The organism is Novosphingobium tardum, assembly GCF_042652045.1.
GTDB lineage: Bacteria > Pseudomonadota > Alphaproteobacteria > Sphingomonadales > Sphingomonadaceae > Novosphingobium > Novosphingobium tardum.
The window spans coordinates 1,243,842-1,259,843 of the sequence record NZ_JBHSDR010000003.1 but is presented as its reverse complement, the minus strand read 5'-3'; the positions used below and the strand labels follow the sequence as shown (position 1 = coordinate 1,259,843).

Here is a 16,002-nt window from a genome sequence, read left to right as displayed (position 1 = left end):
GATGCCAGGCCATACCCACGATCATGAGCACGAGCACAGACATGAGCATGGGCATGACCATGGATCCGCTGAGGATGTGACGCTGCGGGTAAAAGCCATTGAGCAGCTCCTCGTGGAAAAGGGACTTCTCGATCCGGCAGCCATGGAGAAGCTGATCGACCTCTACGAGAACCGCATCGGCCCCCGTAACGGTGCGAAAGTGGTCGCTAAAGCGTGGGCGGACCCCGACTATCGCGCACGACTGCTTGCCAATTCACCCGCGGCGCTCGCGGAACTCGGGTTTACGGGAATGCAAGGCGAGGAAACCATAGTCGTTGAGAACACTGCGGACGTCCACAACATGGTCGTGTGCACGCTATGTTCCTGCTATCCTTGGCCTACGCTTGGGTTGCCGCCGTCTTGGTACAAGTCCCCGCCGTACCGGTCGCGTGCGGTCAAGGATCCCCGGGGCGTTCTTGAGGAGTTCGGCGTCTCGATTCCCGCTGAAACCGAAGTGCGCGTTTGGGACAGTAATGCAGAGTTGCGTTATCTCGTCCTGCCCCGCCGGCCTGAAGGCACCGAGGGATTGAGCGAAGATCAGCTGGCCGAACTGGTCACCCGCAATTCCATGATAGGGGTGGGCCTGCCCAAATCACCCGCGGAAGCGCAATCATGAACGGCGTGCACGATCTCGGCGGGCGCGATGGAATGGGGCCCATATCGTTTGAGCCCGCGGAGCCGGTCTTCCATGAAGATTGGGAACGGCGCGTCTTCGCCATGCACATCGCGATGGCGGGCGGCGGATACATGAACATCGATCAGTTCCGGCACGCGATCGAGCGCATGCCGGCGGCTGACTATCTGGCAACGTCGTATTTCGAGCATTGGTTGGTTGCGGTGGAAGACGGGTGCCGCACTGCCGGCCTGCTGGACGAGGCAATCGCCACTTCACCGGTCACCTGCTTTCCATCTCATCTTGTCGAGGCGATGGTGTTTGGCGGATCGCCCGCGCGCATGGAGTTGGATGCCGCTCCCGCGTTTGCCGTGGGCGCCCAGATCCGCGCCCGTAACATACACCCCGCAGGCCACACCCGCCTGCCGTGGTACGTGCGCGGCCAGGTCGGGTGCATCGTCGCGCACCGGGGAGCCTTTGTGTTTCCCGACAGCCATGCGCACGGCCTCGGGCCCGACCCGCGCCATATGTACAGCGTGTCGTTCACTGCAGAAGCACTGTGGGGGCCGGACGCTCGTAACCCGCGAGACACGGTGCAACTCGAATTGTGGGAGCCATATCTCGAGAAGGCTGGGCAGCCGTCATGACAGACGATCGAACACGTATCCCGTTGCAGCACCCAGCTGCCGATGACCTCCATTTCGCCGCCCCATGGGAAGCGAGTGTTTTCGCGCTCACGGTTCGACTTAGCGAGAGCGGTCTATTCACCTGGAAGCAGTGGGTCGAAACTTTTTCCAAGTGTCTCGCCGAGAAAGCAGACGTGCCATACTATCAGGTCTGGCTGGAAGCGCTTGAGCACATGGTCACGGACCGCAACCTGATCACTCGGGAAGAGCTCGCCGACAGACTTAAGAACATCATCGACAATCCCCCGCCTCACGACTTCGTAGCGCGGCGAGAGCCGATCGCGATCGCATGAGCAGAGCAAAAGCCGATACAGTGAAAGCGTTCGCTGGGATCGACGATGCCGCGAGCGCACTACGGTCAGGAGCAATCAGCTCGGTCGAGCTTACTGGGCTCATGCTCGATAGAATCGACCTGCTGGACCGACATACGCGGAGCTACGTCCATGTATGTGCCGAACGGGCGATCGAACAGGCCAAGCGGTGCGACCGCGAGCGGGCTCGGGGTCTCTACCGGGGGCCCCTCCATGGGGTCCCGGTTGCGGTCAAGGACCTGTGTAACACGACGTTCGCGCCCACGGCTGCAGGAACAGTCGCGTACGCCGGTTTTATGGCACCGCGCAACGCCGCAGTGGTGGACAGGCTTGAGGAAGCCGGCGCGATAATCCTCGGCAAATTGGCGATGACCGAAGGCGCGTTCAGCCTTCATCATCCCGACATTCCCGCGCCGGTGAACCCTTGGAACCAGGACTACTGGACAGGCGTCTCGTCGTCCGGGAGCGGGGTGGCGACGGCAGCGGGCCTATGTTTCGGAGCGATCGGCAGCGATACCGGTGGTTCGATCCGCTTCCCTTGCGCCGCGAATAACCTGAGCGGCATCAAGCCCACCTGGGGACGCGTGAGCCGGCGCGGCACCTTCGCCCTGGCTGAAACTCTGGATCACATCGGGCCCATGGCTCGATCGGTAATAGACTGTGCAGCAATGCTAGGCGTGATTGCCGGTTTCGACCCTGAGGATCCTACTTCACTTACCGCGCCAGTGCCAGATTACCTCGCGAGCTGCGTCGACAACCTCGACGGCGTCAGGATTGGCATTGATCGCGATTATGCGTTCGCCACCGCCGATCCGGAGGTCGCGGCGGCCTTGGAAGCGGCGATTGAAGTATTTCAGGATCTCGGTGCGCAATTCGTCGGCGTGACCGTGCCACCCAGTGCTGATCTAGCAGCGTCGTGGACGGAACTGTGCGGCGCAGAGGCGGCACTCGTCCATCACGATCGCTTCGCGGAACGCCCGGACGATTTCGGTCGCGCGCTCCGCTTCCTGCTGGAGGGAGCTGCCGAGACATCGCCCATTACAATCGCGCGCGGCTTTCAGCGGCGATACGAGTTCTCTTCGGCGCTAAAGGCCATGTTTGATCACGTGGACGCAATGCTGATCCCAACGATGCCGATGCGGATCCCGACGCTCGAGGAGCTCGCACAACGCGTGCCGGACATGGCTTGGACTGGGGAGCTGCTCCGCTTCACCGCGCCGTTCGATTTTTCCGGTTCACCCACCGTGACGCTGCCGAACGGCGTCGACACGAGCGGCATGCCGCTCAGCATGCAGATCGCTGGGCCACGGATGTCCGAAGCCATGTTGATCAAGATCGCCCACGCTTACCAGGCGCGTACACATTGGCATCTGAGACATCCAATGCTGACGGGTGAACGAGCGTGAATGTACCGGGAAAGCAGTTGCACAAACCAACCGACACAGTGCCGATCGGCCTTGGTCGCGTCCGTCGAATGGTCGCAGAAGGTATGGCTGCAATTCCCATCGGGGAGACACTCGGTTTCGCGCTCGTAGAAGCCGAAGAGGGTCGCACAGTACTCGAAGGAGAGCCGACTCGCGGAGCCTATAACGTGCTCAATAGCGTGCATGGCGGGTATGTCGCGACGCTTCTCGACAGCGCCTGCGGTACCGCTGTGCACTCAACGCTGACAGCAGGTCTGTCTTTCACCACGCTCGAGCTCAAAATCTCGTATTTGCGCGCGCTGACCGACGAGAGCGGTGTGCTGAGAGCAACGGGCCGAGTCCTTATGCGCGGTCGCCGTGTCAGCTTTGCCGAGGCCGAGTTGCACGATGGTGCCGGACGTCTCTGCGCCACAGCGACCTCCACACTGTTGATCATCGACACAGTGGCCCGGAAGCCCGACTCGAAAGGTCTCACATGACTTGATGGCCAGCGACCAGGGACCAGTTCGCAGCACCGTCTGGGGATGGTCATGGGGCTCGAGATGTTGGGGTCGCAAAACCCGCTTTGCCGTCCGCGTCGTCACGACGATGCGGTAGATTACCTGACATGAAGGGTGCGAAAGATGGACGAGGGAACGACAACTATCACGACCGACGGGTCGCAGATCCTCACATGCGACGTCGCAGTCGTTGGCGCCGGCGCTTCAGGGCTGGCGGCGGCGCGGGACCTCGTGAAGGCTGGAGCCGACGTACTGGTGATCGAGGCGCGCGATCGTGTCGGTGGACGGACTCTGAGCAAGCGCCTGGAAAACGGGGTAACGATAGATCTCGGCGGGCAATGGGTCGCGCCGACTCAGGAGCGGGTCCTCGCGCTGGCCGCGAAGCTGGGCCTTCATACCTTCCAGACATTCGAGGACGGCCACCACAGCTTGCTAGTCGATAACGCGGTCCAGCGGCTTGCTGAGGGCCAAATCAACGAAGCTGCGGATGTCCACGATGATTTCTGGCAAGGCCAGACCGCGTTGGAAAAGCTCGCCGCCACGATCGATCTGGAAGCGCCGTGGACGCATCCAGATGCTGGCGAACTCGACATGATGACCTTCTCGGAGTGGACCGACCGAACACTGACGACTGTAGGTGGCCGCCTTCGCATGAAGATGATCGCGCCGGCCGTATTTTCGGTGGATGCGTGCGAACTTTCCATGCTTCACGTCGCATTCTATTTCGGGGCTGCTGGGGGCTTCGATGTGCTCACAAAGACTAGGGGCGGCGGCCAAGACAGTCGATTCACCACGGGCATGCAGGAACTCTCCCTCGGACTGGCGCGCGAATTGGGGGACCGTATTCTGCTCGGCCGTCCCGTGCGCCGCATCGTGCAGGACACCTCGGGGGTGAGCATTGAGTGCAAGGACGCGGTGATCAGGGCGCAGCGTGTGATCGTGGCAACATCCCCGACAATTGCGGGGCGGATCGAGCACTCCCCGCCTATGCCCGCGTTGCGCGACGCGCTCACGCAGCGGATGCCGATGGGTACCGCGATCAAGATGATGCTGATCTACGACCGACCGTTTTGGCGCGACGAAGGTCTGTCGGGCTTTGCCTTGACCGACCAGGACGTGCCGCAGTTGATGTTCGATAACTCGCCCGAGGACGCCTCGTGCGGCATCCTCGTCGGGTTTACCGAAGGTTCGGCGGCCCGCCGCTGGATCGACCGGAGCGAAGGCGAACGGCGCGGCGCAGCGGTCGAAACGGTGGCTGGGTGCTTCGGCCAAGCGGCGCGCGATGTTCGCGACTACATCGAGTTGTCGTGGATGAACGAGGAGTATTCGCGCGGGTGCTATGCCGGGGTGATGCCACCGGGTGTCTGGACGACTTTCGGGCGTGCTCTGCGTGAGCCGGTCGGCCGCATTCATTGGGCCGGCACCGAGACAGCAACCTTCTGGCCGGGATACGTGGAGGGTGCGCTGCAGGCAGGCGAGAGAGCGGCAACCGAAGTAGCTCAACTCCTGGGCGTATCGAAGCAACTCTAAGCTCGATTTGCGCACTCGGGCGCCTAAGCTACGCGGCACATGAGTGATGCACGGTTTCACGAAATCGGGATACTCCTCTATCCCGGCGCGCAGCAGGCGGCGGTGCTGGGGCTGACCGACCTGTTGCTAACGGCCAACATGTTCGCGCATGCCAATACGAATAACGTGCGACGGATTGTTGTCAGCCATTGGCAGGCATCGGAAACGACAGGCGCAGTCGAACGGGTTTTTTGCTCTGCTGAAACTGAGCAGGGGCCGAGCGTGTGTGTGCTGCCGCCCGCGCTTCTTGGCCCGCCCGAGACGGCGGACCCGGTCACGACCGAGTGGCTATCGTCACGTCACCGCGACGGCATGGTCTTGGCATCGGTCTGCACAGGCGCCTTCGTCCTCGGCGAGGCCGGCGTCTTCGTAGGGCGTCCCGTTACCACGCACTGGACCTACGAGGACCGCTTCCGCGCGACCTTCCCAATGGCGCGCATCGACACGGACCGGTTGATCGTCGACGACGGCGACATCATCACCGCTGGCGGACCGATGAGCTGGACTGACCTAGCCCTGACCCTGATCTCCCGGTTTGTGGGCCATAAGGTGATGATGCAGGTTGCCCGCTCGTTCCTTCTGGACCCCCCTGGCCGGCAGCAGAGCTACTACAGCGGCTTTGCCCCGCGCCTGGACCACAGGGATGAAGCGATCTTGCGAGTTCAACGCTGGTTCGAAGAAACTGACGGCAAGCAAGTCGACGTGGCGGCACTAGCGGAACGCGCGGGGCTCGAGGAAAGGACCTTCCTGCGCCGCTTCCAGAAGGCCACGGGCTATACGACCACCGAATATTGGCAACGCCTTCGCGTCGCGCGGGCCAAGGCATTGCTTCTAGATACCTCTGCGGCGGTCGACCGAATTGCATGGGACGTGGGATACTCCGACCCAAGCGCCTTTCGAAAGGTGTTCAGACGGATCCTGGGTCTTTCCCCTGGCGAATATCGTCAGCGATTTTCGCAGGCCCCCATCACTTCCCCCCGCCCAAATAACTGAGGCTAACAATCCCCGTCAGCGAGCTAGAATGACACTGCTAATGTCAGCTATTGAGTAGGGCAAAGCGCGAGCTTCGCGACCGTCTTTGGGCGCTCAACAGCCCAGCCGCTTCTGGGCCGTTCGCCGACTGGCGGCTTTTGCAGGTTAAGAACGCTTAGCTGCTCGTCCTTTGCCCGCCCGGGACCTCGATCATAGATCAAGGTCGAGGAGTTTAACGAACTGCTGCCCGGCATGCATGTCGCGTTCGATCATACCGCCCTGGGGCCTTGGCCTAGCATAGGTGACCTTCAACACATTTAGTGAATCGACAGGAAAATGCTTCACGAGATCTTTGCTCACGCCGAATATTTTCGCGAATTTCGAAGAGTCCAATTCCGCTGAATTAGCATAGCGAGAAAAGTCGTCAGGGGTTTTGAAAAATAAATCGATAGTCACCCAAAATGGCCCGGCGTTCTTGGAACGCACTTCATCACATACATCACGAACTTTGGGCATTTACAGCTTCCTTCGCATGCTCGACCTTGAGCCACTCGATGCGGACAAGTTCAGAGGGATCGTCGAGCTCAACCACGTGATTGAGCAGGAATTCGTAGACCGGCCCCCGCGGAATGTAGGCGGGCGAGAACGGAAAAGCGTAGCTAGGCATTTCCTCATGCTCGGGCATGGACATGTGGAAAAACAGAGGGTTGCAGGCTTTCGCAATCTGGGTGGCAGTGTCTTGAGTTTCTGCGGTTGCGACGAACAAAACGCCGACCTCGCGCGGCGGCGGAGCGTCTCGCGGCACGTCTTCGCCCGACACCGCATTCCAGCCATAGATCCGCAAAGAGATATCGAAATCCCCTACTTCATTGCCCATCGTCTTATGGACACGCTCGGTGAGCATCGCCTGCATGCGTGTCTCAAAGGTCGGTAGATCGGCAAGAACGATGGGGTCCTGGATGCCGACCAGCATGATCGTCTGGTATTGCCGCGCGGCTGCCCCCTCGAGCTTCAGAGTGTAAGGCTGCTCCCTCCAGATCGAACCCGAGACGTGGACGGACCTATCGTCGATCTGGTCGTAGCGAGCCTCCGTCACATCGAGGATGCCGCCCGGCTCGACGAGGTGAAACGGGTTCCCATTTTCGTAGAGCATATGCGCCGACACGCTGCGCGTGGTGCAGCGATTGGTCTTGCTAAGCGGTTCGATGGTGAAACTGTCCTGCCCGACGCGGAGCAGTACGCCTGCCCCCGGGTCTTCCCGGATTGTGCAGACCGCGCCGCATTCACCGACCTTGCCGGCATGCCAGGCCGCGCCTGCTCCCGCCCCTTTGAAAAGCGGAAACGAAGCCAGCACGGCCGTGTCAGTTGTTCGCCCGGCCAGAATGATATCGGCGCCCCCACTCAGCGCATCGATAAACGGCTCGACGCCCAAGGCGGCGACGATGTGGTCGCAAGCGTCGATCGTCGTTTCCTCGAGAGGACCCAGCGGGGGCAGAGGTCGGACCCGGCCTGCCTTGTTCAAGGTCTTGAGCTTGTCTTTGCCGAGCTCGGAATGAAGGAGTGCGATCCGGGGGGAGATGCCAAGTTCCTCGACGATCTCTAGCAGGATATCCCGCGTCCATGCGAGGTTTTCGTCGCCGCCCGCCTGACCGCTGGTTCCGATCAGGACCGGCAGCCGCTTGGGCCAGGCCGCTTCCACGATAAGCTTGAGATCGCGCCTTACCGCCCCGCGATTGTACTTCGCTTTCCCGAGGGCCAGGTAGGCCGCGCCGCTGTCGGTAGACCCGGCATCGGACGCGATGACCTGCGCCCCTTGCGCGATACCGTACGCGAGCTCCTCCTCGATCACTCCGGCCCCCAGCGCACCGCTTGGCACTAGCACGACAACCGCCTCGGAAACATTGGGTTGGGTCATTTCATTCCTCAAATCAGATGATCGCACCGGTAAGGGTGGCGGTGGCGACAAGGAGAGCGACAAGCAGCAGGGCCCACTTCAGCGCGAAGCGCTGGTACGCGCCGACCTCCACGCCGAGCAGCCCAGTGGCGAGGTACAGCGCCGGCACCAGGGGACTTAGTGCGTGAGTAGGTTGGGCTAGCAACGAAGCGCGCGCGATCTCGAGTGGCGAAACGCCGTTCGCAACTGCGGTTTGCGCGAGGACCGGCAGGACGCCGAAATAGTACGCGTCGTTGGAAAGGACAAAGGTCAGCGGGACGGCTAGCACGCCGGTCAATGGCCCCATCAATCCTTCTGCACCGTCCGGGATCAGCCGGGTGAGACCATTGGCCATCGACTGGACCATGCCGGTCCCGTTGAGCACCCCGGTGAATACCCCGGCAGCGAAGATCAGGAGCACGATCGGTAGCGCGTTCTCAGCATGTTCAGCGAGCCGCTTTCGCTGATCGGCCGGCTTTGGAAAATTAATCAGAAGTCCCACGGCAAGCGCAGCCATGAATACCAATTGCAGCGGTGCGATATGAAAGACTGCCATTGCGAGGACGATGAGTGTCAGGGCGAGGTTCGCCCAAAACCTCAGCCGTGAGCCTGCAACAGGCAATTCGAGGATTTCTGCGATGCCAGTCGGGCCATCGCTCCACCGATGGCTGTCATCTCCTCGCGCGAGGCGAGCTCGCTCCGAACGACCCAACCACCAGGCGATCGCGACGGTGCCTAGTATTCCCGCGGCGATTGTCGGGACCAACGGCAAGAAGACTGCGTCGATGTCCGCTTTGGTCGCCGCGGCCGCACGAGCGGTCGGCCCGCCCCATGGCATGATGTTCATGACCGTGTTGGCGGACCCAAGCACGACACCCAGCACCATCGGATTCATTCGCAGACGCCGATAAACCGGGAGGAATGCGCCGATGACAATGAGCACAGTTGTTGCGCCGTCACCGTCCAGCGAAACAATCGCCGCCATGACTGCAGATCCGATCACGACGCGGACTGGATCGTCTCCGACCAACCCAACAATCCGGCGCACGAGCGGCTCGAACAACCCCCCGTCCATCATGATGGAGAAGAAAAGAACCGCGAACAGGATGAGCGCAGCAGTCGGCGCCACCTGCAGAAGACCCTCCCCCACCATCGCGCCGAGCTGGGGACCAAAACCCAGTGCGACAGCGAATATTACCGGGACGAGAATGAGAGCGACCAATGCCGAAAGGCGCTGGGTCATGATCGCGGCCATGAAGACCGCGATCATGAAGAAGCCGAGCCACATCAACATTGGTTCAGCTCCAGACGGCCGGTCAGAACCGGGCGTTGAACGTCAGGCCATACTGGCGCGGCGCGCCGTACAGCACGAACAGCCCACCCGCGGTGTCAGCCTGGTGAACACGATATTCCTTATCGGTCAGATTGTGGACCCAGGCTTGGGCGGAAAAGTCGTCGGTGATGTGATACGTCAAGCTCGCATCCCACAGCGTGCGGGGGCGGCGGTACTCGACAAAATCGTTGTCGTTGTCGTCGAAGATCTCGCTTTGATGATCGACGCCGACGGCAGCACGAAGCCAGCCCCAGCTCGCATTGGGCGTGCTAAAGCCGGCTTCGGCGTTGAGGGCATGCTTGGGCGTCCTGCTCAGCCGATTACCCGACAGGTCGCGCCGCACCGGCGAGCCGTCCGCAAGGATAGCGGTAGTCTGGGTGAGTTGGTCAAACGTCGCGTCGAGATAGGCGTACCGCGCGGTTAGGTCGAACCACTTGACGGGGACGAACATAAGCTCGGTCTCGATCCCCTTGATAGTGGCATCGCCCGTGTCGATCGAAATGCTCGTTCCGCCCGGTCCCAGTGTCGCATCAGGGATGGCCTGGATGGTCTGGAAATTGCGATACTTGGCGATGAACCCGGTCACGTTGAAGCGCAAGCGGCGATCGAGCCAGTCGGTCTTCAGCCCCGCTTCGTAGCTGGTGACCTTTTCCGGAGCGGTCGGGGTGCGAGCCAGGATCGCGCTCGCCGGCGTCTCGGGGAAGGCGCCCGACTTGAAGCCGGTCGAGACCGATGCGAACGCGAACAGGTTGTCGTTTGCGCGCCACTGCGCGCCGATGCGATAGGTCGCCAGTTTGGCCCGGGCAATGCCAGGCGCGCCCACGGTGGTGTAATTCACGACCGGCGAGGCGCGGGGACCGGTCAGGCGGGTGGATTCGTATTCCTTGCGCTCGTCGGTATACCGCGCGCCGCCGAAAACCCCGAAGCCGTTGTCGAAATTGTACTGCAGTTCGCCGTAGGCGGCGTAGCTGCGGTTCCTGGAGTGGCCGGTGAATTGATTGATCGTGGTCGGCGTGACGGAAGTCAGGGACTCCCGCACCCGCTCGATGTTGTCATGGTTCCAGTAGAGGCCGGCCACCCACGACAGCGGCCCGCCAGAGTTGGAATTCAGGCGGGTTTCGGCCGAATACGAATCCGCCCGCTCGTTCTGGATGACGCGTATACCGGACACCGGGATGCCGTTCGCTGCGTTTTGCGCAGCGGTCGTGCCGTCGAAATCCTCGCTGTTGTCGAACTTGAGCGTCCTCCATGCCGCCGTCGCGGTCAAAGTCGCGAACCCCAGCTTTTCGGTCACGAATTCCGCGCGAAGTCCTCCCGTGGTCACATCGGTACCGCCGGGCTGATCGGGGTTGGATATCCGGGGCTTGTCGAAGTCGTCGTAGCCCTTCTTGCTGCCCGTGGCGTGAAAGGGGAGGACCTCGACATTGTAACGCGCGCCCTGGGCGACGTCCTGGCTCGCGATGTCGGCCGAGAGAAGCAGCGATGTGTCGGTGGTAACGCCAAATGCCGCCTGGATCCGCGCGGATTTCTTGTTCTCGTCGTCCAGCGAGCGGCCATCAACCGTATGGCGAAAGCCGTCGTTGCTGATCGCGCCGAGCACGGTTCGCACCGCGATGGTATCGCTCAGCCGGACGTTGACCATCAGATTGCCGTTCAGCTGCTGGTATTGCCCCACGGTAAGTTGGGCGCTGGCTTCGTTCTCCGCGACAGGCTTGTTGGTGATGAAGTTGATCGCGCCGCCGACGACGTTCTTGCCGAAGAGCGTGCCTTGCGGGCCCTTGAGGACCTCGATCCGCTGCATGTCATAGAAATCGATCCCGAGCATGCCGGCCCGCGCCAGGTACACCCCGTCGAGAAACGCAACCGACGACGGATCGCCGCCCGCGCCTTGATTCGAGCTTCCGATCCCGCGGAAGAACGGACGCGGTGCGGTCTTGGGGAAGACGTCGAAGTTCACGCCCGGCGTGGCCTGAATCAACCTCGAAACGTCGTTGATTCCCCTCGCCTGCAGTTCCTCCGCGGTGAAAGCGGTCACCGTCACCGGCGTATTCTGGAGCGATTCCTCGCGCCGGCGGGCGGTAACAGTGATTTCGGCGATCTGTCCTTCATCGCCAGAGGTGGCGCTCGGGGTTGCCTCATCGGAAGTGGACGCTGCCGCGCCACTGTCCTGGGCGATGGCCGGCGTGGTCATCGTGCACACGATGGCCGTCGAAGCCCACATGGCCTGGCGAAGGGTCAGCATCATTCCTCTCCCGTGATCTGTTCTCCGCGAACCGGCTCACCTTGCCAACCGGCACGGTGCGACGAGCGCGTGAGCCGGTGTTGCGCAGCCGTGTGCGGATCGGGGTGCAACCAAAGTTGCAGGGGTCGCTTTTTTTTGGCGCAGGCCTGGCGCAAGATGGCGCGAAGGAGAGCGACCCAGACATGACCGGCCTGCTCAGCTCAGAAAACTGGATCGCCGAGCTGCCGGCGCCAGTCCGCAGCGAAATCCTGTCTGCAATGACGGTCAGATCGCTCGAAGCCGGGGACGGTCTCAAGGCCGCGGGAGACGTGCCCGACGCTTGCTATCAGGTGCAGAGCGGTTTCATCAAATTGATGGGGCTGCACCCTGATGGCCGGCCCATGCTCATCGGCCTGTACCGAAGCGGCAACACTTTTGCCGAGACTTCGATCGTGGCCAGACGCAGCGGTCACAAGCACACCACTATCGCGCTCGTCGCAACCTCTGTGCTCAGGCTAGCGCGCGAAGATTTCTGGCGCCTCTATCGCGCGCATCCGGAGATACCTGAAGCGCTATGCCGCAAGTTCGCCCGCACTATCACCAGCCTGTTCCAGACCCGTGAACAAGCCGCAGCTTACCGCTTGCGCGAACGTATACTGATCGTGTTGGAGAACCTGGCGAAATATTGTGGCGAGCAGGAGCCGAGCGGGAAGGTCAGCTTCAGCCTGCCGTTATCAAACACCGACATTGCGCAACACCTGGATGCAACTCGTCAGGCCGTGCAACGTGAAATGACCGCCCTCCAAAGCGCTGGGACTGTGACACGCCGGGGCGGTCGTTGGTATCTTCGACTTCCAGCTTCGCAACACCTTCAGGCGACGCTGGAATAGGAAAGCTGATACGCCCTCTCACGGCAGCTTTTGGGTTAACAACTCACCCTCGGGAATGGCCCCAATTGGGGCGCAAAGCGGACCGGCTGGATTCTGAGCCAGCCGGTCCGCTCTTCGTTATAGTGGATGGCGTCAGGCCGCCGGCCCATCCGCATCCTTGGTCTTGCGAGCCCGCTTGGCCGGCGCGGTAGCGGTTGTCTTGGCGGCGACCTTTGTCCCAACCTTGCGGCCTAGGCCAATCTTCCGGGCCATGTCGCGGCGAACCTGCGAGTAGCTTTCGGCCACCATCGGATAATCGGACTTCAGGCCGAAGCGTGCTCGGTAATCGTCAGGCGTCAGGCCATGACGCGAAAGGTGGCGCTTGAGCGTGCGGTAAGGCTTCCCATCGATCAGCGAGATGATGAAGTCCTTGGAGGCAAGCGACTTGCGCACCGTAACAGCCGGCTCGTAATTGACCTGCTGGGGTTCATCTTCGACGTTACCGCTGTTGTTGAGCGATATGACGGCATTGTGCATCTGCTGCAGGACACTCCCAATGTCGCTGGCATCAACCCGGGTGTTGGGATTGGAAAGCCAGGCAATCGTCAGTTCAGTGGCAAGCTCGACGCTGCTGGTTTCGGCTTCAAGATCGGCCAAGATTGTTCTCCTTATTCGTGCGACGGCTCGCTCTAGGTTTAATGGTGATCGGGTCAAGACCCGCTTGACCTTCGGCATGCAAAGATAGGTCGCGCTGTCTTTTGATTACTCGGCCTGGTCAGCCAGGCACATCACTGAAAATCTTGCGCCGCAGAACTTTCCATTCGACTTCGTGTTCGAACGAAGCATTGGTGTGGGTGTGAGGAGAGCCGGCCAAGCCGGCTGCCGCCCCGCCCAGCGCGACTGGCGGGGCGCTGGGTGGTGGGAGCAGCGCTGTACTGCTTCGATCAGGAGAACTACCCATGGCTAAGTACAACCGCATGGCACGCCCTGCATCGCCAGTCGGCGACACTCCGGCAGTCGCGGCTAGCGCTGCGCCAGCGACCGTCCCCAAGCCCACCAGCAAGCAGAGCCTCGTCATCGAGCTGCTCCGTCGAAGTGAAGGCGCAACGCTTGCCGAGCTGGTCGAAGCCACCGGCTGGCTGCCACACACCACCCGCGCCGCGCTGACGGGATTGAAGAAGAAAGGCCATGTTTTGGCCAAGGACAAGCGCGGCGATGCGACCTGTTACCGGATCGTGGAGGCCGGCTGATGGGACGCAGCCAAGGCACTCTCGAGGCTGACTTGGTGGCGCTTATCACAATGTCATGTGATCAATTAAGGAAGCATTGGGTCGAGACGGAAGGGCCGCCGACACCCGCCCTTCCCGAGCCCCTCCTCCGACGCCTGCTTGCGCAACGCTTGCAAGAGCGCCGGCACGGGAGCCTCTCGGCAACCGTCGTGCGGGAGCTGGAGCGTGCTGGCCGTGCCCGCAGGTTGAGGGGTACGCGCCGCTCAGTTCCACTCACGGCGGGCGCACGCCTTATCCGTGAGTGGAATGGTCAAACCATCGCGGTCGAGGTTCGGCCCGATGGCTTCTGGTGGCAGGAAAGAGCTTGGCGTTCGCTGAGCGAGATCGCGCGTGAAGTGACCGGCGCGCATTGGTCGGGGCCGCGCTTCTTTGGTCTCAACCGCCGTGCCTGAGAAGCTGTCGCGCTGCGCGGTTTATACGAGGAAGAGCACCGAAGATGGACTCGAGCAGGAGTTCAACAGCCTCGATGCGCAGTACGAGGCATGTTGCGCATATGCCCTCAGCCAACGCCATGAGGGCTGGCAGCTCGTGACCGAACGCTACGATGATGGCGGCTTCTCGGGCGGAAGCATGAAGCGGCCAGGCCTGACGCGGTTGCTGGCCGATGTTGCTGCGGGAAAGATCGACGTGATCCTCGTCTACAAGCTCGATCGTCTGACCCGCTCACTCGGCGACTTCTCGAAGATCGTGGAAGTGCTCGATGCAGCCAATTCAAGCTTCGTGTCGATTACGCAGTCGTTCAATACGACGACTTCGATGGGCCGGCTCACGCTCAACATGTTGCTGTCCTTTGCCCAGTTCGAGCGCGAGGTGACGGGCGAGCGCATCCGCGACAAGATCGCAGCATCCAAGCGCCGCGGGATGTGGATGGGCGGCACCGTTCCGGTTGGGTATCTCGTCAAGGACCGCAAACTCATCGTGAATGAACCGCAGGCGGAAGTGGTTCGACACATCATGCAGCGCTACGTCGAACTCGGTTCGGTGGTAGAACTGGTCGATGACCTTTCTCGATCGGGCTATCGTACCGAGATCAAGATCAGCGCGGAGGGCAAGCAGAGCGGAGGGGTCCTCTATAGTCGCGGCATGCTCTACCGCCTGCTTACCAACCCGGTCTATCGCGGGATGATCATACACAAGAGTGAGGCGCATCCTGGCGAGCACGTCGCGATCGTATCGAAGCAACTTTGGGACAAGGTGCAACAAGCACTTGCCGAGCGCACCCAAGGGCATTCCCGCCGGATGAAGGCGAAGGCGCCGAGCCTTCTCGTAGGGCTACTGTTCGATGGCGAAGGCCGCCCGATGACGCCCAGCCATGCGGTGAAGCAGCGCGTGCGCTACCGGTATTACATCACGCGACCAGACCTTGGTGATGGTGCGCGAGCTTGGCGCGTATCGGCGCACGATGTTGAAAACATCGTGTGCGAACGTCTCACTCGTTTTCTGCGCGACAGACAGGAGTTGCTGGACGCCGTCCGAACGGCCGCCTTCGACGCGCAGGCCACAGACCAACTACTTCGATCCGGCGAGGCCAGCGCCCAGACTTTGAGCGAAGGTCCGCCTCAATTGCGTCTGCGCGAACTTTCAAAGTTGATCGAGCGCGTTCAGCTCAACACTGAAGATGTCGAGATCACGATTGAGCGCAAGGCAGTACTCAAAATGGCCGGCCAATCACTTTCGGGTGACGCCTCTTTTGAACCGATCGTCCTGCGTAGCACAGCCGCCAGGGTGTGGCATGGGCGGCAGTTGCGGCTTGTCGTTTCAGGGCCAGATACGGGCGATAACCGCCCGCCCTCTCCAGCACTCGTCCGCCTTATGGCGGATGTCCATGAAGCGCGGCAGCTTGTCCTCGCGAACCCCGGCTTGACGCTTTCCGGGGTCGCACGCAGCGCCGGGCGATGCCGCGTCCGTCTTAAGGAACTACTTCGGCTCGCGTGCCTCTCTCCCGAGATTGTGCTGGCGATCCTTGAAGGACGTGAGCCGATCGGGCTTTCAAATACAATGTTGCTCAACACCCCGCTTCCGCTCGTATGGCGGGAGCAGCACGAGCTCCTGGGGTTCACCTAAAGCCCGTCAAACCGGCATGGATGTGCATCATCCGCGCCTGAGACTGGCGCACGATTGAGGCCGTCCAGGCCCGGGGAGACGGGCGTCTCTACATACACTTCGCGACTGACGATCCTGCAAATGGCGCGGAAGCGGGCGGATCACCCGCTTCCGCGCGCGAACTCTCCAAGTGATGTCGG

The 16,002-nt window shown here is 61.6% G+C and carries 16 protein-coding genes; 11 read left to right on the top strand and 5 right to left on the bottom strand.

The window, feature by feature from the left end; genetic code table 11:
* The first annotated feature begins 1 nt into the window (after position 1).
* The 7 genes from nthA to ACFO0A_RS06245 all read left to right on the top strand — a co-directional run bounded on the left by nthA (position 2) and on the right by ACFO0A_RS06245 (position 6,135).
* Positions 2-655 carry a nitrile hydratase subunit alpha gene (nthA, locus tag ACFO0A_RS06275; protein WP_379538108.1) on the top strand — a complete coding sequence of 218 codons (654 nt, stop codon included), beginning with the start codon at positions 2-4 and terminating at the stop codon, positions 653-655.
* Positions 652-1,299 (top strand): nitrile hydratase subunit beta, encoded by a 648-nt coding sequence (nthB, locus tag ACFO0A_RS06270; RefSeq protein WP_379538107.1) that lies wholly within the window; start codon positions 652-654, stop codon positions 1,297-1,299. Before nthA ends, nthB begins: the two co-directional genes overlap by 4 nt.
* Entirely contained in the window at positions 1,296-1,631 is a 336-nt protein-coding gene (locus ACFO0A_RS06265) for a nitrile hydratase accessory protein (protein WP_379538106.1), read from the top strand. The genes nthB and ACFO0A_RS06265 overlap by 4 nt, the downstream gene beginning before the upstream one ends.
* A complete protein-coding gene (locus tag ACFO0A_RS06260) occupies positions 1,628-3,055 on the top strand; it encodes an amidase (protein ID WP_379538105.1) in 1,428 nt (475 codons plus the stop codon). The genes ACFO0A_RS06265 and ACFO0A_RS06260 overlap by 4 nt, the downstream gene beginning before the upstream one ends.
* The gene (locus tag ACFO0A_RS06255; protein WP_379538104.1) at positions 3,052-3,552 is read left to right on the top strand and encodes a PaaI family thioesterase; all 501 of its coding nucleotides are present in this window, start codon (positions 3,052-3,054) and stop codon (positions 3,550-3,552) included. Before ACFO0A_RS06260 ends, ACFO0A_RS06255 begins: the two co-directional genes overlap by 4 nt.
* A 144-nt stretch (positions 3,553-3,696) precedes the next feature.
* Positions 3,697-5,103 carry a flavin monoamine oxidase family protein gene (locus ACFO0A_RS06250; RefSeq protein WP_379538103.1) on the top strand — a complete coding sequence of 469 codons (1,407 nt, stop codon included), beginning with the start codon at positions 3,697-3,699 and terminating at the stop codon, positions 5,101-5,103.
* Between the two features lie 39 nt (positions 5,104-5,142).
* Entirely contained in the window at positions 5,143-6,135 is a 993-nt protein-coding gene (locus tag ACFO0A_RS06245) for a GlxA family transcriptional regulator (RefSeq protein ID WP_379538102.1), read from the top strand.
* A gap of 189 nt (positions 6,136-6,324) precedes the next feature.
* On the opposite strand, the gene ACFO0A_RS06240 is transcribed toward ACFO0A_RS06245, so the two are convergent.
* From ACFO0A_RS06240 to ACFO0A_RS06225, 4 genes are read right to left on the bottom strand one after another with little or no spacing between them, the layout of a single operon-like run.
* A complete protein-coding gene (locus ACFO0A_RS06240) occupies positions 6,325-6,630 on the bottom strand; it encodes a DUF4387 domain-containing protein (protein WP_379538101.1) in 306 nt (101 codons plus the stop codon).
* Positions 6,614-8,029 (bottom strand): acyclic terpene utilization AtuA family protein, encoded by a 1,416-nt coding sequence (locus ACFO0A_RS06235; RefSeq protein ID WP_379538100.1) that lies wholly within the window; start codon positions 8,027-8,029, stop codon positions 6,614-6,616. The genes ACFO0A_RS06240 and ACFO0A_RS06235 overlap by 17 nt, the downstream gene beginning before the upstream one ends.
* Before the next feature lie 13 nt (positions 8,030-8,042).
* Complete coding sequence (locus tag ACFO0A_RS06230) at positions 8,043-9,341, bottom strand: CitMHS family transporter (protein WP_379538099.1); 1,299 nt, start codon at positions 9,339-9,341, stop codon at positions 8,043-8,045.
* Between the two features lie 22 nt (positions 9,342-9,363).
* Positions 9,364-11,625 (bottom strand): TonB-dependent receptor, encoded by a 2,262-nt coding sequence (locus ACFO0A_RS06225; protein ID WP_379538098.1) that lies wholly within the window; start codon positions 11,623-11,625, stop codon positions 9,364-9,366.
* A 179-nt stretch (positions 11,626-11,804) separates the two neighbouring features.
* Here ACFO0A_RS06225 and ACFO0A_RS06220 point away from each other — a divergent pair, with 179 nt between their 5' ends.
* Complete coding sequence (locus tag ACFO0A_RS06220; RefSeq protein WP_379538097.1) at positions 11,805-12,491, top strand: Crp/Fnr family transcriptional regulator; 687 nt, start codon at positions 11,805-11,807, stop codon at positions 12,489-12,491.
* A gap of 132 nt (positions 12,492-12,623) precedes the next feature.
* On the opposite strand, the gene ACFO0A_RS06215 is transcribed toward ACFO0A_RS06220, so the two are convergent.
* A complete protein-coding gene (locus tag ACFO0A_RS06215) occupies positions 12,624-13,127 on the bottom strand; it encodes a Ros/MucR family transcriptional regulator (RefSeq protein WP_379538096.1) in 504 nt (167 codons plus the stop codon).
* A 302-nt stretch (positions 13,128-13,429) separates the two neighbouring features.
* On the opposite strand from ACFO0A_RS06215, the gene ACFO0A_RS06210 reads away from it, so the two are divergent.
* The 3 genes from ACFO0A_RS06210 to ACFO0A_RS06200 are packed head-to-tail and all read left to right on the top strand — an operon-like array spanning position 13,430 to position 15,823.
* Positions 13,430-13,720, top strand: coding sequence for a DUF3489 domain-containing protein (locus ACFO0A_RS06210; RefSeq protein WP_379538095.1), 291 nt, complete (start codon positions 13,430-13,432; stop codon positions 13,718-13,720).
* Positions 13,720-14,151 (top strand): DUF2924 domain-containing protein, encoded by a 432-nt coding sequence (locus tag ACFO0A_RS06205; RefSeq protein ID WP_379538094.1) that lies wholly within the window; start codon positions 13,720-13,722, stop codon positions 14,149-14,151. Before ACFO0A_RS06210 ends, ACFO0A_RS06205 begins: the two co-directional genes overlap by 1 nt.
* Entirely contained in the window at positions 14,144-15,823 is a 1,680-nt protein-coding gene (locus ACFO0A_RS06200; protein ID WP_379538093.1) for a recombinase family protein, read from the top strand. Before ACFO0A_RS06205 ends, ACFO0A_RS06200 begins: the two co-directional genes overlap by 8 nt.
* Positions 15,824-16,002 lie beyond the last annotated feature (179 nt).

Bases quoted from the DNA above. Each gene is read 5' to 3' on its own strand.
- nthA (WP_379538108.1), top strand. From the start codon at position 2: ATGCCAGGCCATACCCACGATCATGAGCACGAGCACAGACATGAGCAT.
- nthB (WP_379538107.1), top strand. From the start codon at position 652: ATGAACGGCGTGCACGATCTCGGCGGGCGCGATGGAATGGGGCCCATA.
- ACFO0A_RS06265 (WP_379538106.1), top strand. From the start codon at position 1,296: ATGACAGACGATCGAACACGTATCCCGTTGCAGCACCCAGCTGCCGAT.
- ACFO0A_RS06260 (WP_379538105.1), top strand. From the start codon at position 1,628: ATGAGCAGAGCAAAAGCCGATACAGTGAAAGCGTTCGCTGGGATCGAC.
- ACFO0A_RS06250 (WP_379538103.1), top strand. From the start codon at position 3,697: ATGGACGAGGGAACGACAACTATCACGACCGACGGGTCGCAGATCCTC.
- ACFO0A_RS06245 (WP_379538102.1), top strand. From the start codon at position 5,143: ATGAGTGATGCACGGTTTCACGAAATCGGGATACTCCTCTATCCCGGC.
- ACFO0A_RS06240 (WP_379538101.1), bottom strand. From the start codon at position 6,630: ATGCCCAAAGTTCGTGATGTATGTGATGAAGTGCGTTCCAAGAACGCC.
- ACFO0A_RS06235 (WP_379538100.1), bottom strand. From the start codon at position 8,029: ATGACCCAACCCAATGTTTCCGAGGCGGTTGTCGTGCTAGTGCCAAGC.
- ACFO0A_RS06230 (WP_379538099.1), bottom strand. From the start codon at position 9,341: ATGTTGATGTGGCTCGGCTTCTTCATGATCGCGGTCTTCATGGCCGCG.
- ACFO0A_RS06225 (WP_379538098.1), bottom strand. From the start codon at position 11,625: ATGATGCTGACCCTTCGCCAGGCCATGTGGGCTTCGACGGCCATCGTG.
- ACFO0A_RS06220 (WP_379538097.1), top strand. From the start codon at position 11,805: ATGACCGGCCTGCTCAGCTCAGAAAACTGGATCGCCGAGCTGCCGGCG.
- ACFO0A_RS06210 (WP_379538095.1), top strand. From the start codon at position 13,430: ATGGCTAAGTACAACCGCATGGCACGCCCTGCATCGCCAGTCGGCGAC.
- ACFO0A_RS06205 (WP_379538094.1), top strand. From the start codon at position 13,720: ATGGGACGCAGCCAAGGCACTCTCGAGGCTGACTTGGTGGCGCTTATC.